Here is a 14962-nt window from a genome sequence, read left to right as displayed (position 1 = left end):
GCCCGCTCTTCGGTCACTTCATTCAGCTATCCGCGGTCAGCCGAGGAGCTTGGCCGCCAGGGTCGCCGCGTTGTACGAACCCCAGCCGGTGGTGAAGTCCCAGCCGCTGGCCGCGGAGTAGGCGCCGTTGCTGCCGCTGGTGATGTCGTGGAAGCCGGTGCCGCTCGCCGTGTAGAGCGCGGGGTTGGCGAAGCCGAGGTTGGCCTTGCCGGCCGCCGCGGCCTGCTGGTTGTAGAGCGCGCCGAAGGCCGCCCACTCGGGCGCGGCGGCGCTGGTGCCGCCGACCGTGCCCCAGCTGCCCTGCGAGTAGATCGAGACACCGGGGCTCGGGTTGGCGAGCGCCGACACGTCGGGCACCTGCCGGTAGCCGCCGCCCGCGGTCTTCTGCACCGCGGTCTGCCAGCTCGGGATCTTGAAGACGGAGGACTTGCCGCCGCCACCGCCCGACCAGGCCGTCTCCTTGCTCCACGCGTTGGCGGAGGTGACGGTCAGCGTCGTGCCGCCGACGCCGGTGACGTAGGGGTCGGCGGCCGGGTAGTCGACGGTGGTGGTGCCGTTGCCCGCGTCGTCCGAGCCGTCGTCGCCGGAGGCCGCGTAGAAGCCGAGGCCCTCGGCCGCGCCCGCCTTGAAGACGGCGTCCACAGCGTTGATGTTGGAGGTGGTGCGCTGGCTCTCGGAGGCGCCCCAGCTGATCGAGGTGGTCGGGATGCCGCTGTCCACGATGGCCTGGTAGGTGTCGACCTCACCGGCGTCGGAGTTGGGGCCCTCGAAGACGGTGACGTTGGCCTTCGGGGCGATCGCGTGCAGGACCTCGATGTCGAGCTCGACCTCGACCTGGCCGTCACCGAGCGCTCCGGAGCCGCCGTCGACCTTCGACACGGTCGGAGTGGGCGAGCCCAGGCTGTAGTTGGTGTCGTACTTGGTGATGTTGGACTGCTGGAAGCCGTCGAACTCCAGCAGCGCGATCTTCTGGCCGCTGCCGGTGTACGTGCCGGAGACGTTGTAGCCGCCCTTGATCTGGGCCGGGGTGTAGCCGCCGCCGGGGCCGTTGTGCGGGTTGACCTTGGCGGACCCCTCGTGGTGCAGCTGGGCGCGGTTGTTGAGGCCGGTCACGTCGCTGACCAGGCCGGCGATGCCGGTCGGCAGGGTCGGCGCGGTCTCGTTGGCGTAGAACGCGCGGCCCGACTCGGCGTCCTTCCACGTCGACAGCTTGGTGCCGAACGCCTTCTCCAGCTGCGCGGCGGTGCCGCTGGCGTCGACGAGCAGGTTCCCCGAGTGGACCTTGCCGACGGTCAGACCCTGGGCCCGCAGGAAGTCCTTGACCTGCTTCACCTCGGCGTCGGTCCGGCCGAACCGGGCCGCGAACTGGGCCTTCGTCAGATAGTGGCCGTACGAACTCGACCGCGGATTGCTGACGTTGGCCACGAACGTGTCGAGCGCCTTGTCGTTTCTGGGCGTCAGGCTGATGGCCACCGATATGCGCTTGCCGGCCGCGACGGCGCCGGTGCGGGACGCGTCGTGGTTGAGGCCCTTGAGGACATCTCCCGCGACGGCGGCGCGAGTTGCGTGCGGCTGGACGGCGGCGTAGGCGCTGGGGACGGCGGCGGCGAGCAGGGCCGGTACGGCGACGAGGCCGACCAGCTTCAGACGTGACGTCACGGAGGTCCTCCGAGGAGTGGGGGGTTGCTGTCCCGGAAGCGGAACTGCGTTCACCGTAGGAACAGCAACCCCACCCGCATAAGCGGGGGAACCCTTGCGTCACGTGTTAACTGCGGGTGTCACATGAACCGCGGATGACAGGTCAGCGGCGGGTGTCGAGGGTGCGGGGAGTCCGCAGCCGCCCGGGCTGACTGATCGTCACCGCCTGTGCGCCGGCCTGCTGTTGGTCGTCGTCACCGACGCTCACGGTTGCCGCTCCGGACGCGATGACGGCGACCGCCATGGCGTGGGCGAGCGCGGTGCGCGAGCGGACACCGACCTTGCGGTAGACCCGCGAGAGGGTGCCCTCGACCGTCTTGACGCTGATGAACAGCTCGGCGGCGACCTCCCGATTGGTGGCCCCGCCGCCGACCAGTTCCGCCACCCGCGCTTCTGTGGGCGTGAGTTCGGGCCGCCCCTCACCGTCCCGGTCGCCCGCCTCGAGTCGGGCCAGTTCGTCGCCCGCCCGCGCCGCCAGCGGAGCGGCACCTATGCGGGTCGCCGTCTCCAGCGCCTCGCCGAGCGCGGTGCGGGCCGCGTTGCGGTGGCGGGCCCTGCGCTCGACCGCGCCGAGCGAGATCAGCGTGCGTACCAGCTCTACGGGCAACGGGAGTTGACGCAGCCGGTCCACGGCGGTGCGCAGCCGTAGCGCGCCCTCCTTCGCCCGGCCGAGCCCCGCCTCGCGCAGGCCCTCCGCGCGTTCCAGGGCCGCCAGTACGCTGCCGGGCGCGTCGCCGGACACCCGAGCGCGGGCTTCGCGCAGCACCGCCCCGGCCTCTTCCGTCTCGCCGAGCACCACCAGGGCCTCGGCCAGATCGCTGTACCAGTGCAGCAGGGGCGGATCGGCGGCCGACATGGCCTCGCCGAGTTCCTTGACGCGCTGCAGCGCCTCGACCGCGGCGGCGGCCCCGTGCGGATCACCGGTCAGCAACTCGGCCTGCCCCAGCACCGCGAGGGCGCGCAGCAGGAACAGCCGGTCGCCGTCCGCCTCCGAGGCCCGCACCGCCTGCCCGGCCAACTCCCGTGCCTCGTCGGCGCTGCCGCCCGCAGTCGCGGCGAGCGCCGCCACGTACAGCGCCGGAGCGGCCTGTACGCCGGTCTCGGCCACGGCACGGGTGCAGCGGGCGGCGGTGCGCAGCGCCTCCTGGCAGTGCCCGGCGCGCACTTGGATACGGGTCAGCGCGACCAGGGTCGCCATGACCTCCTCGACCCCGGCGAACTCCCCGATCTCCGTGAGGAGTTGAGCGACCCTCTCCTGGGCCTCGGTGACCTTGTCGGAGTCCAGGGCGAGGATCGCCCGCATCCGGATCAGCCCCCAGCTCTCCGGTCCTGCGCCCGCGCCGCCGGTCAGCGCGAGCGCTTCCTCCAACGCGGCGTCGGCGGCGACCGGTTCACCGCCCAGCGAGCGCACCCGGGCGAGGGTGGCGAGCGCCCCGATCCGCGTGTCGGTGTCGCCGGCCACGGCCGCCTGCCGGGCCGCGCGCCGGGCATGCCGGGCGGCCTGCGCCAACTCCCCGCACAGCAGCCCCCGCACCGCCGCCCAGTGGTGCAGCCATGCCTCCGCCTCGGGATCACCGGCCGCGTCCCGGAGCCCTTCCTCGATCAGCGCGTGCGTGCCGTGCAGGGCCTGACCGGCGTTGCGCAGCAGCACCAGCCGCGCCCGCACCCGCTGTCGGGCCGAGCCCGAACCCGCGAGGACGGTTTCGGCCGCCTGCCCCGCCTCCTCCAACTGCCCGGCGTCACAAGCGTATTCGGCCGCCAGCAGCAGCCGGTCGGCGTGCTCGGCCGGACGGTCGCCCGGAGTGCGCAGGGCCGCGAGCCCGGCGAGTTCGAAGGCCGCGTCGGGAGCGCCGTCGCGGCGGGCACATTCGGCGGCGGCCAGCAGGGTGCGGGCGGTGGTCTCGTCCTCGTAGGGATGGGCGAGCGCGAGATGCCGGGCCCGCTCCACGGGATCGGTGACCGCGTCGGCGAGCAGGGCGTGCGCCTGCCGGCGGCTGTACTCGGGAGCGTCGGCGTAGACGGCGGCCCGAAGCAGCGGATGCCGGAAACGTACGGTCCCGTGGGCGTCGGCCGTCGCGACACCGAGCCGTTCGGTCTCCGCGAGGTCGGCGGCCGGATCGTCGAACCCGGCGGCGCGCAGCAGCGTGAGCGTGGGGCGGGCGGCGGCGCTCATGACGAGGAGCGTGTGGCGTGTGCTCTCCGGCAGGGTGTGCACCCGATCCAGCAGCAGGGTGCGCAGCCGGTGCGGCACGGGCAGCGTCCTGCCGAGCCCGACGGCCGCCGCGTCGCGCGGGGCCGCCCGCCCCAACTCCAGGGCGTACCAAGGGTTTCCGGCGGCCGTGTCCTGGACGGCCCGCAACACCGTCGGTGGCAGGTCGTCGGGCAGCAGCCGCGCCACCTCTTCGTCCGTCAGCGGTGGCACGGGCAGTTCGACGGTGCCAGGTGGGCAGCAGCGCGTCCGCCCGGGCTGCCCACCGTCCGCCACCCGCTCGGCGGCCACCACCCTTACGTCGAGGCCCTCGACACGGCGTACGACGAAGGCGAGCACCTCGACGGTCCGTTCGTCGAGCCACTGGAGGCCGTCGAGGACCAGCAGCACCGGGCCGGTGGCGGCGAGGACGCGCAATACGTCGAGAACGGCGACACGGACGGCGAGCCGGTCACGGTCGTCGGCCGGTACCGCGCCGCGCAACAGGGCGGCCCGCAGGGCCGATCGGGGTTCGGGTGCCAGGGCGTCGAGGCAGCTCTCCGGCACGCGTGCGAACAGGTCGACGAGACCGGCGAACGGCAGCCGGGCGTCCTCCTCGGCGGGCGAGCAGTGCAACACCGTTCCGGACGGCCGGACATGGGCGTCCGAGGACGCCACGAGGGCGGCCACGAGCACGGACTTGCCGATCCCCGTCGGACCGTGGAGCAGCACTCCCTGACGGTCCGTCAACTCGGTGCGGGCGGTGCCGATCAGCTCGCGGTGCCCGGTCAACGACCGCACTTCCGCGCCACGGCGGTGCGGGCGGGGCGGTGCGGGCGGCGGGGCTCCGGGCAGTTCAGCATGTGTTCATGACAACCGTTGCGGAATCGCCTTGTCAATGACGGTCCCGAGTGGTGGGCGAGACAAGCCGAGAGTTTGGCGCATGATCTCCATTTCAGACGACCACCGTGGCGTGTTTCCTGCATCAGAGCCCGCCAAAAGTGCGCCAATCGACCGATCGCTCGTACAAAGGCCTGGTCAGCGGATGCATCGAGGAAGTGGGAGAGAACGATGACTGATCACGGAGCCGATCTGGTGATCCGGGCCGGGGCGATCCACACGCTGGTACCCGGCCAGGCCCCGCAGCGGGCGCTGGCCGTGCGCGGCGACCGCATCACGGCCCTCTCGCCCGACCCCGACGGACTCGACCACCTGCTGCGCCCGCACACCACGGTCCACGACCTGCCCGGCGCCACGGTGCTGCCCGCCTTCGACGACACCCACACCCACCTGATCTACGCGGCGCTCGGCGCGCACGACGTCCCGGTCCACCGGGCCCACGACATCCCCGAGTTCCTTGACCTGATCCGGGAGCGGGCGCAGACGACCCCCGAGGGCGAGTGGATCCGCACCACCACCAACTGGCAGGAACTCAACCTCGCCGAGCGGCGTATGCCCACCGCCGCCGAACTCGACACGGCCACCGGCCGCCACCCGGTCCTGGTCAAGCGCGGCGGCCACAACGACGTCGTCAACAGCTATGCGCTGCGCCTGGCGGGCATCACCGAGGACACCCCCGTACCGCCGGGCGGTGTCATCGGCCGCGACGCCGACGGCCGCCTCGACGGGCGGCTGATCGACAACGCCCTGGGCCTGGTGGAGCGCCTGGTCCCGGCCCCGGACCGGGCCGGGCGGATCGACGGGCTGCGGCTGGCCACCGCCCAGTACGCCGCCACCGGCATCGGTACCGTGCGCGACTGCGCGGTCGGCCTGGAGGACTACGCCGTGCTGCTGGCCGCCCGCGAGGCGGGGGCGCTCGGCATCCGGGTGCGCGCCCTGATCTCGGCGCTCGGCATGACCGGCGCCGACCAGGTGGAGGACCTGCTCGACGCCATGGAGAAGTGGCGCGACGACTCCGACCCGTGGCTGCGCGTGTGGGGCGTGAAGTTCGGGCTCGACGGCGGTCTTGAGGCCGGGGCGACCGAGGAGCCGTACGCCTGTGACCACGCCTTCTCCGGGACGCTGACCTGGGAGCCCGACGCGCTGGTGGAGGCCGTCGAGGCAGTGGTCCGGCGTGGCTGGCGGGTCGGCACCCATGCCTACGGCGACCGGGCGGTCCGCACCCTCCTGGACGTCTACGAGCGGGTCCTCGCCCGCAACCCCGGACTGCCCGCCGGCACGCTGGTCATGGAGCACGGTGGTCTGGCCGGGCCCGAACAGCGCGCCCGCGCCGTCGAGTTGGGCATCCCCGTCACCATCCAGCAGCCGCTGCTGCACGACACCGCCGAGGTCGAGGAGGGCTTCTGGGGCCCGGAGCGCGTCGCCCGCCTCTTCCCCGCCCGCGGCTGGATCGACCTGGGCGCCCAGGTCAGCGCCGGATCGGACTTCCCCGTCGGCCAGTTCGGCGCCATGCGCTCGGTCTACGGCATGATCACCCGCCAGACCGTCATCGGCCCCAAGGGCCCCGAGCACGCCATCACCTACGACGAGGCCCTCACTCTGCACACCGCCAACGCGGCGCTGCTGTGCGGCGACCAGAACCTGCGCGGCATGCTCGGCCCGGGCCGCCTCGCGGACCTCACTGTCTGGGAGCAGGACCCCGCCCGCTGCCCGAGCGACGCCCTGCGCGACCTGAACCCCCTGCACACGTTCGTGGGCGGCGGTCTCGTCACCCCGCCGGCAGCGTCCTGATCGCGGCGATGTCGAACTGGAGCCGCACCTTCTCGCTCACCATCGCACCGCCCTCGGCCAGCCGGGAGTTGTAGGTCAGCCCCCAGTCGGAACGGTCGATCGTGGTGGTGCCGTCGAAGCCGACCCGTTCGACGCCGAACGGGTCGGTGACATGTCCGATGTAGGTCAGTTCCAGGACGACGGGACGGGTGACGTCCTTGATGGTGAGGTCACCGAGCATGCGGTAGACATCGTTGCCGGACATCTGCACCGCGGTACTGGCGAAACGCATACGCGGGTAGGTCGCGGAGTCCAGGAAGTCCCGGCCCACCAAGTGGGCGTCGCGCTGTTCCACACCGGTGTCGACACTGCCGGTGGACACCACGATCTCCGCCCGCGAACGGGCCGGGTTGCGGCCGTCGAAGTAGAGCCGGCTTTTGTATTCGGCGAAGGACCCGCGCACGGTCGTCACCATGGCGTGCCGGACGGAGAAACCGATCCGGCTGTGCGCGGGGTCGATCATCCACTCTCCGGTCAGCGCCGCCAGGGCGGGATCGGGCAGGCCGGAGGGGGTGAACGCCGGTGGGGCGGCGGGGCGTTGCGGAGCTGTGGGGGGTGCCGGGCGGCGGAGGGGCGCAGCACGGTTGAACAGGTTCATGCTTCACGTAGTTACTGCACGGGTGATATCGCCGCAACCCTTCATGGCGAATCGACAGCAGCGCGAATCGGCACTGACACGCTTAAATACCGCCACCTCGTCGGCCGTTCCACATTTCCCACACATATTCGCCACCCGAAAAACGACGACCGTCAATTCGGCGCATCGTTCCACACGCGCTCGACGCACTGTTCAGCGCATCGGGAAACCGAACGAATAGCCCTGCTGCTTCAGCCACGGCAGGATCTCGCGCAGTGCGGCCACGGTCTCGGAGCGGTCGCCGCCCGCGTCGTGGAACAGGATGGTCGGCCCGTTGGGCAGTTCGCTCTTGACGGTGGTCACGATGGCGCCGGTGCCGGGGAGTTCGAAGTCCTTGGAGTCGACGTTCCACCCCAGGGGGCGCATGCCCTGCGCGGCGGCGAGATGACGGCTGTACGGCGTGAACGCGCCGCCCGGCGCCCGGTAGTACAGCGGCCGTACGCCCCCGGAGGCTTTGGTGATCATGGCGGCGGCGTTCAGGATCTCCTGCTTCTGGTAGGACTCGGACTTCTTGTCCATGGTGGTGTCGTGCGACACCGAGTGGTCGCACAGCCGGTGCCCGGCCGCCACCACCGCCTTGACCAGGTCCGGATGGGCCTCGGCCATCGGGCCGACCATGCAGAAGGTGGCCTTCACCCCGTACTCCTTGAGCACTTGGAGCACCTGCGGGGTCCAGGTCGGGTCCGGCCCGTCGTCGATCGTGATGTTGACACCCCGCGCGCCCTTGTCGGAGGCGTGCACGATCTCCGCCGACACGGCCGCCACCCGGGCCGCCGAACTGGAGGCGCCGGGACGCCCATTGGCCCCGCCCCGCTGCGCGTCGACCACACCGGCCTGCGCGGTCCACACGGAAGTGGCCGCCGCCACCGCCGTCACACCGACCGCCGCCGCGAGTACCCGGCCGTACCAACCCCGCCCGCCATGACGTGCCATGTCCGCCCTGTTCCCTGTCCTGTTGTCCGCTTCCGTGCATTCGTCAGGACGGTATAAACGAGCGAAGGGATCCCGCTGTTACGGATTACGGACAATTTTCCGGGAGTTCGAGGTCGGCGGGGGCGATCCAGGTCGGCGCAGGGCGAGTCGGCCGCGGAAGTTCTCCGGGACCGGGGCGAAGCGCAGCGCCATCGTGAGGTCCTCGGGACGGTCGACACTCAGGTCGTACCGGGTGCACAACAGGTGGCACAGACCCATGAGTTGGACGGTGCCGATGTTCGCGCCGACGCACTTCTTGGGCGCCCAGCCGAACGGCACGTAGCAAGTACGGTCCGCCGGCCCGTGCGGCGCGCCCGGCAGGAAGCGGTCCGGGTCGAAGACGTCCGGCTGCTTCCACACCCGCTCGTCCCGGTGGATCAGATGCGGGCTCAGCAGATACCAGTCGCCGGGCTCCAAGCGGGTCTTGCCGAAGTCGAAGGGGAACTGGTTCCGCCGGACCAGCAGCAGCGGCGGGCTCCACAGACGCAGCACCTCCTTCACGAACCGGTGCGTCACCGGGGCCGCGTGCGTCGGCGCCGTGCGGAACTCCACCGGGTCCACGGAACGCAGTTCCTCGGTGAGCCGCCGCTGCCACTCGGGGTTGCGGACGAACTCGTACAGCAGACTCGCCGCCGCGGTGCCCGGCGGCCCGCCGATGGCGGTGAGGACGGCGGTCACCACGTCCAGCGCGCGGTCCATGCCCATCCGGGGCAGCAGGTCGACGAAGGGATCGGCCAGGTCCGGCTCACGTTTCCGCTTCCCGTGCGCGCGCTGCCGCAGCACCCGGCGCACGACAAGACCGGACCGCAGCTGTACGACGACGAACTTCAGGTGGTGCCAAGTGCCGCCCGGATCCGGCGAGATGAGCCGCAGCAGCTTCATCTCCAGGTCCCGGCGTACCAGATCCGCCTCGCCGGAGGTGAGACCCGTCAGCGCGACCGGCAGCATGGACCGCAGTGCCACGTCCTGGGTCAGCATCACCAGGTCGACGTCGTCACCGAGCCGTTCGTCGAGGATCCGCTCCATGCGGTCGATCAGATCACCGTGGTGCTCCGCCGTGGCCAGCGTGTGCAGTTGGGTCAGCCACGCGGAACGGACCTCGCTCCACCGCACCTCGGGGCTGCGCCGCCGCCGCACCATGTCGATCAGCCGGTCGTGCATGACGAACCGGCGCCAGTTCGTGGCACTGACCCGGCGCGCCGCCTCCGGCTCGAACACGCCGAGCCGGATGTCGTCGACCCAGAAGATCCCGTCCTCGTTCGCGCTGCGCATCCGCATGAAACGCAGGAAGTCCTCGGGGTGTTGCGGGGTGGTCATCGGATACGTCCCCCTCGTGGGGCGCGGGGCGCCGGTCTGCGGCGGCGTCCCGCGCCGGGCCGGTCAGATGTGGTGGTACAGGTACCAGAAGTACTCGTACTGGCCTCGGATGTTGAGGACGGACTTCGCCTTGAGATACAGGGCGCGCATGCGCGTTCACCTCCTTCCGGGACAGCCGGTGCGGTCGCTCAGCACCGCGGTGAAACGCGGTGGAGCGAGCGCCGGGCCCACCTGGGGACCGGCGCCGTCGTGGGTGACCGACAGCCGCCGGTCACGGGTGATGATGCCGACGAGGTCTTCGAGGAGCCGCATGGTGACGGTCGCCCCGGCGCAGGTGTGCGGCCCGTGGCCGAACGGGAGGTACGCCCCGTCCGGCACGGGCGCCGCCCAGCGTTCCGGTACGAACTCGTCCGGCCGCTCCCAGTGCCCGGGATGCCGGTGCACCAGATAGGTGCAGACGGCGAGCCGGTCGCGCGGGCCGACCTCCGTCCCGCCGAGTTCCTGCACATGGCTCGGCGTCCGCGCGAACAGCCACGCCACCGGCCACAGCCGCAGCGCCTCCCGGACCGTCCAACTCGGCTCCATGGCAAGGCGGTCGGGGTGCGTGCCGAGCAGATACACCGACCAGCCGAAAGCGAAGCCGACCGAGCCGACCGCGGCGAACAGGAAGGAGAGATAGACCTCGGCGAGGTCCTTCGGGTCCGACCCGGGGTCGCTCTCGTGCACCACTACGTCGACCAGGTCACGTGGCTCGCCCTGGAACTCCCGTTGCCGGGCGCGTATTTCGGCATGCAGCACGCTCAACGCGCGCCGCCGGAAGAGCAGTCGCGACGGCGTCGAGTGCCGACGCCGCGCGCCCGCCAGGACCGACCGGTGGACGATCTGTCCAACAACTGCGTGGAGTTGAGGCGAGGCGTCACGGTGCAGCAGGACGTCCCGCAGATGCCGGAACACGAGCAGGTTCCCCGCGTCCGGCCAGACGCTGCTGGGGACAAGGTGTTCGGCGACGAGAGCGGGCAACTCCGGCCGCCGAGCGTCCAGATGACGGCGGATCAGGGCGCGGCCCGCCCGGCCGATCCGGATCTGGGCCGCGCGGGGGCCGAAGTCGCCGTGCCGGGTGCGGTAGAAGTCGGCCGCCTCGGCGACGGCACCGTACCGGTTGCCGAGCACCGCCCGGGCCGGCTCCGGGCCCGCCACGCACACCGTGCCCGCGGCCGAGCGCCACACGTCGTGGACGCCGTCGAACTCCGCCGTCAGCAGGACGAGGGGGTCGCGGACGCGGGGGCCGGTGCCGCGGGGAGTGCGGGCGGGCTCACCGTGCCCCTGACGCGTCGTGGACGACTCCATGGTGCCCTCCTTCGAGAACGCGGAAGCGCGGCACACCAGGTGCGGTACGTGCGACGCCCGACCGACAGAACCAGCCTGCTGACCGCCCGGCGCCCTGTCGCGTGCCGTGCCGTTCAGCGGAACGGCGGGGCGTCCTCCGCTCCACCGCCCTCTCCTCTTGACGCTCGTCACCACCGCACCTAGCCTCGACTGAACACGTCTAGACAGGTAGGTCGACGATGGCGGACTCCCAGACTTCCCAGTCCCGGCAGCTTCAGGTCGAGACGCACGGCCTCGATGTGATCGGCGACGCCGAACGCAAAGGCACCCCGCGCACACTGTTCTGGCCCTGGTTCGGGGCCAATGTCTCGATCCTGGGCCTGAGCTACGGCGCCTTCGCGCTCGGCTTCGGGATCTCCTTCTGGCAGGCGCTGATCGCCGGTGTGATCGGCATCGTGTTCTCCTTCCTGCTCTGCGGCTTCATCGCGGTCGCGGGCAAGCGCGGCTCGGCACCGACGATGGTGCTCAGCCGCGCCGCCTACGGAGTGCGCGGCAACCGGCTGCCGTCGGTGATCTCCTGGATCCTCACCGTCGGCTGGGAGACCGTCCTCACCGCGCTCGCGACGATGGCCACCGCGACCGTCTTCGACAGGCTCAGCTGGGGCGGCGGCACCGAGACCAAGGTGGTCGCGCTGATCATCGTCGGCGCGCTCATCGTCGTCGGCGGAGTCATGGGCTTCGACCTGATCATGCGGCTCCAGACGGTCATCACCGTGGTCACCGCCGTGCTCACCGTCGTCTACATCGCCCTCGTCGCCGACCACATCCACTGGAGCACGGTCAGGGCCGTACCGGCGGGCTCCGCCCAGGAGTTCATCGGCGCGCTGGTGTTCATGATGACCGGCTTCGGCCTCGGCTGGGTCAACGCCGCCGCCGACTACTCCCGCTATCTGCCCCGGAGTTCGTCCAGCAGAGGCGTGATCGGCTGGACCACGTTCGGCGCCTCCGTCGCCCCGCTGCTCCTGCTGGTCTTCGGGCTGCTGCTCGCCGGTTCCTCCAGCACGCTGAACAAGGCGGTCGCCGCCGACCCGATCGGCGCGCTGACGACGATCCTGCCCACCTGGTTCCTGGTCCCGTTCGCCGTGGTCGCCGTCCTCGGCCTGGTCGGCGGCGCGGTCCTCGACATCTACTCCTCCGGCCTCGCCCTTCTCTCCGCGGGCCTGCCGGTGCCGCGCTATCTTGCCGCGCTCGTCGACGGCGTCCTGATGATCGCGGGCTCCATCTACATCGTGTTCTTCGCCGACAACTTCCTCGGCCAGTTCATGGGCTTCCTCACCACCCTCGGCGTCCCCATCGCCGCCTGGTGCGGCATCATGCTCGCCGACCTCGCCCTGCGCCGCCGCGACTACGACGAGGGCGACCTCTTCCGCCCGAACGGCCGCTACGGCGACGTACCGCTCACACCCCTCCTCCTCACCCTCGCCGCCACCGCGATCGGCTGGGGCCTGGTCACCAACACGGCCGCCAGCTGGCTCACTTGGCAGGGCTACCTCCTCGACCCGCTCGGCCTCGGCGGCAAGTCCGGCGCCTGGGCCTACGCCAACCTCGGCGTCCTGGCCGCCCTCGCCCTCGGCTTCCTCGGCACCCTCGCGCTGGGCCGCGCCCGCGTCCAGCGCCAGGAAGAGCAGGCCCCGAGCCCGGAGGCGGTGGCCGCCGTATGACCACCGCACCCGGCCACCTCGCCGTCATCGACATGCAGCGCGTCTTCGCCGAACCCGACAGCCCCTGGGCCACCCCGCGCTTCGACGAAGCGGCGGCGGGTGTACGACGACTGCTGCCGGCCTTCGGGGACGAGGTCACCTTCACCCGCTTCCTGGCCCCAGAGAAACCCGAGGGCAGCTGGCGCGCCTACTACGACCAGTGGCCCTTCGCCCTCCAGCCGCCGGACGCCCCGCTCTGGCGCCTGACCGACGAATTCGCCGCCCAGGCAAGGCACTTCGTGGACGCGCCCACCTTCGGCAAGTGGACCCCGGCACTCGCAGAGCGCGTCGCCCCCACCGGCCGTCTAGTCCTCGCGGGCGTCAGCACCGACTGCTGCGTGCTGTCGACGGCACTCGCCGCCGCCGACGCGGGCGTCGAGGTACTGGTGGCCGCCGACGCCTGCGCGGGCGTCGACGACGAGTCCCACGCCAAGGCGCTGCACGTCATGGACCTCTACCGCCCCCTGATCCGGGTGGTCACGGTCACCGAGGCGGTCGGGGCGGCGTCATGACCGGCGTCCGGCTCAAACACCAGCGCATCACCGAGGTCCTCGCCAAGGAGATCCGCAGCGGCCACCGCCCCGCGGGCGAGCAGCTGCCCGGCGAACACGCCCTGGCCCAACGCTTCGGCGTCAGCCGTACGACCGTCCGCGCGGCCCTCGCCGAACTCAGCGAGGCCGGCCTGATCGCCACCCGCACCGGCAAGGGCTCCTACGTCCTCTTCGACGGCCGCCCACTGGACGACAGCCTCGGCTGGGCCCATGCGCTCGCCACCCAGGGCATCGACACCCGGGTCAGGACACTCGCGGTCGACGCCCGGCGGGACGAGGAGCTGGCCCGTCAACTCACCTTGAACACCACGGAGTTCGTGTGCGTGGAGCGGATACGGGAACTGGTCGCGGACGCGGTCGTCGTGTCGTACGAGCGCAGCTTCCTGCCGCCCGTGCCCGGAGTGCGGGAGCTGCCGGCGCGCGGCCTCGGGCAGGAGTCGCTGACCGATGTGATGCTGCGGGCCGGACTGCGGCCCGACCACGGCGAACAGCGGGTGAGCGGGCGGCGGATCGACGGCCGGGAGGCGAAGCTGCTGCGCCGCGAACCGGGTGACTGGTTCCTCGACACGCGCCGCACCAGCCGGGCCGCCGACGGCTCCTTCGTCGAACATGTCGTGAGCCTCCTCGACCCCGAGCACTTCCAACTCACCCTCGCCTTCGGCTGAACCGCTGAACCGCCGAACCGTCGACCCCGCCCCGGAAAGTACCCATGACCCTCCAGAGCCGCGCCACCGGAGCCCTGTACGGGCTCGCCCTCGGCGACGCCCTCGGCATGCCCACCCAAATGCTGTCCCGCCCACAGATCACGGCACGCTACGGCCCCTTCCTCACCGGCTTCCACCCGGCCGACCCCGACCATCCGCTGGCCGCAGGCATGCCGGCGGGCGCGGTCACCGACGACACCGAACAGGCCCTGCTGCTGGCCGAGTTGCTGGTGGAGGGCAAGGGCCGGATCGACCCGGCGGAGTTGGCCCGGCGCCTGGTCGCCTGGGAGGACGACATGCGGGCCCGGGGTTCGCTCGACCTCCTCGGCCCGTCCACCAAGCGGGCCGTGGAACAGGTCCTCGCCGGCACCCCCGCCGACGAGGTGGGCCGCTACGGCACGACCAATGGCGCGGCGATGCGGATCGCCCCCGTCGGCATCGCGACGCCGGTCACGGACCCGCCCGCACTGGTGGACCGGGTGGTGGAGGCCAGCAGCCTCACCCACAACACCGGGGTCGCGCTCGCCGGTGCCGCGGCTGTAGCTGCCGCCGTGAGCGCGGGAGTTGACGGGGCGTCGGTTCCCGAGGCGATCGAAGTGGCCGTGTCGGCGGCCCGGTTGGCTGCGGGGCGGGGCCACTGGGTGGCCGCCGCCGATGTCTCCGAACGGATCGTGTGGGCGACCGGCCTGGTGCGGGGCCTCACCCAGGCCCAAGTCTGCGAGCGGGTCTACGAGTTGGTCGGGACGAGCCTGGCCACACAGGAGTCGGTCCCGGCCGCCTTCGCCGTTCTCGCAGCCTGCCCCGACGACCCCTGGCAGGCCGCGCTGCTCGCCGCGTCCGTCGGCGGCGACTGCGACACGATCGCCGCGATCGCGGGCGCCGTCGGCGGCGCCTGCCACGGCGTGGCCGCCTTCCCGGCCGCCGCGCGGGAGACGCTGATCCGCGTCAACCCGGGGCTCGACCTGGATGCCATGGCGGCGGCGCTGCTCGGTGTGCGGGAGGGGACGTGAGTGGGCGGGGTGTGCTGCCTCGGCAATGTCGTCGGCGGCCTGGATGTCACGGCGGTGGCACTGCTCGGT

12 protein-coding genes are annotated in these 14962 nt (G+C 71.8%); 5 read left to right on the top strand and 7 right to left on the bottom strand.

Annotation, left to right across the window (positions count from 1 at the left end; all coding sequences use genetic code 11):
• Positions 1-36: 36 nt before the first annotated feature.
• Together SSP08S_RS49450 and SSP08S_RS49445 are read right to left on the bottom strand one after the other, a co-directional pair.
• Complete coding sequence (locus tag SSP08S_RS49450; RefSeq protein ID WP_019075086.1) at positions 37-1659, bottom strand: S53 family peptidase; 1623 nt, start codon at positions 1657-1659, stop codon at positions 37-39.
• A gap of 142 nt (positions 1660-1801) precedes the next feature.
• On the bottom strand, positions 1802-4687 hold the full coding sequence (locus tag SSP08S_RS49445; protein ID WP_158697334.1) for a helix-turn-helix transcriptional regulator: 2886 nt from the start codon (positions 4685-4687) through the stop codon (positions 1802-1804).
• Positions 4688-4957: 270 nt separating this feature from the next.
• Between SSP08S_RS49445 and SSP08S_RS49440 the strand changes: the two genes are divergently transcribed.
• Complete coding sequence (locus tag SSP08S_RS49440) at positions 4958-6577, top strand: amidohydrolase (protein WP_019075084.1); 1620 nt, start codon at positions 4958-4960, stop codon at positions 6575-6577.
• Here SSP08S_RS49440 and SSP08S_RS49435 read toward each other — a convergent pair.
• The 5 genes from SSP08S_RS49435 to SSP08S_RS57630 form a co-directional block, all read right to left on the bottom strand.
• Positions 6555-7214, bottom strand: coding sequence for a YceI family protein (locus SSP08S_RS49435; protein WP_026179493.1), 660 nt, complete (start codon positions 7212-7214; stop codon positions 6555-6557). The genes SSP08S_RS49440 and SSP08S_RS49435 overlap by 23 nt on opposite strands.
• 192 nt (positions 7215-7406) lie before the next feature.
• Positions 7407-8186 carry a polysaccharide deacetylase family protein gene (locus SSP08S_RS49430; RefSeq protein WP_019075082.1) on the bottom strand — a complete coding sequence of 260 codons (780 nt, stop codon included), beginning with the start codon at positions 8184-8186 and terminating at the stop codon, positions 7407-7409.
• A 78-nt stretch (positions 8187-8264) separates the two neighbouring features.
• Positions 8265-9542, bottom strand: coding sequence for a cytochrome P450 (locus tag SSP08S_RS49425; protein ID WP_019075081.1), 1278 nt, complete (start codon positions 9540-9542; stop codon positions 8265-8267).
• A gap of 63 nt (positions 9543-9605) precedes the next feature.
• A complete protein-coding gene (locus tag SSP08S_RS64900; RefSeq protein WP_461696010.1) occupies positions 9606-9692 on the bottom strand; it encodes a hyalucidin A family RiPP precursor in 87 nt (28 codons plus the stop codon).
• A gap of 6 nt (positions 9693-9698) precedes the next feature.
• On the bottom strand, positions 9699-10889 hold the full coding sequence (locus tag SSP08S_RS57630; RefSeq protein WP_019075080.1) for a cytochrome P450: 1191 nt from the start codon (positions 10887-10889) through the stop codon (positions 9699-9701).
• Between the two features lie 218 nt (positions 10890-11107).
• Here SSP08S_RS57630 and SSP08S_RS49410 point away from each other — a divergent pair, with 218 nt between their 5' ends.
• From SSP08S_RS49410 to SSP08S_RS49390, 4 genes are read left to right on the top strand one after another with little or no spacing between them, the layout of a single operon-like run.
• Complete coding sequence (locus tag SSP08S_RS49410) at positions 11108-12589, top strand: purine-cytosine permease family protein (protein ID WP_019075079.1); 1482 nt, start codon at positions 11108-11110, stop codon at positions 12587-12589.
• A complete protein-coding gene (locus SSP08S_RS49405) occupies positions 12586-13140 on the top strand; it encodes a cysteine hydrolase family protein (RefSeq protein ID WP_019075078.1) in 555 nt (184 codons plus the stop codon). The genes SSP08S_RS49410 and SSP08S_RS49405 overlap by 4 nt, the downstream gene beginning before the upstream one ends.
• On the top strand, positions 13137-13844 hold the full coding sequence (locus SSP08S_RS49400) for a GntR family transcriptional regulator (protein ID WP_019075077.1): 708 nt from the start codon (positions 13137-13139) through the stop codon (positions 13842-13844). The genes SSP08S_RS49405 and SSP08S_RS49400 overlap by 4 nt, the downstream gene beginning before the upstream one ends.
• Before the next feature lie 44 nt (positions 13845-13888).
• Positions 13889-14893 carry an ADP-ribosylglycohydrolase family protein gene (locus SSP08S_RS49390; RefSeq protein ID WP_019075076.1) on the top strand — a complete coding sequence of 335 codons (1005 nt, stop codon included), beginning with the start codon at positions 13889-13891 and terminating at the stop codon, positions 14891-14893.
• The last annotated feature ends 69 nt before the right edge of the window (positions 14894-14962 follow it).

Source organism: Streptomyces hokutonensis (assembly GCF_000376565.1).
In the GTDB taxonomy this organism is placed as follows: domain Bacteria; phylum Actinomycetota; class Actinomycetes; order Streptomycetales; family Streptomycetaceae; genus Streptomyces; species Streptomyces hokutonensis.
The sequence above is the reverse complement of the archived record's forward strand: the minus strand, read 5'-3'. Positions and strand labels throughout refer to the sequence as shown.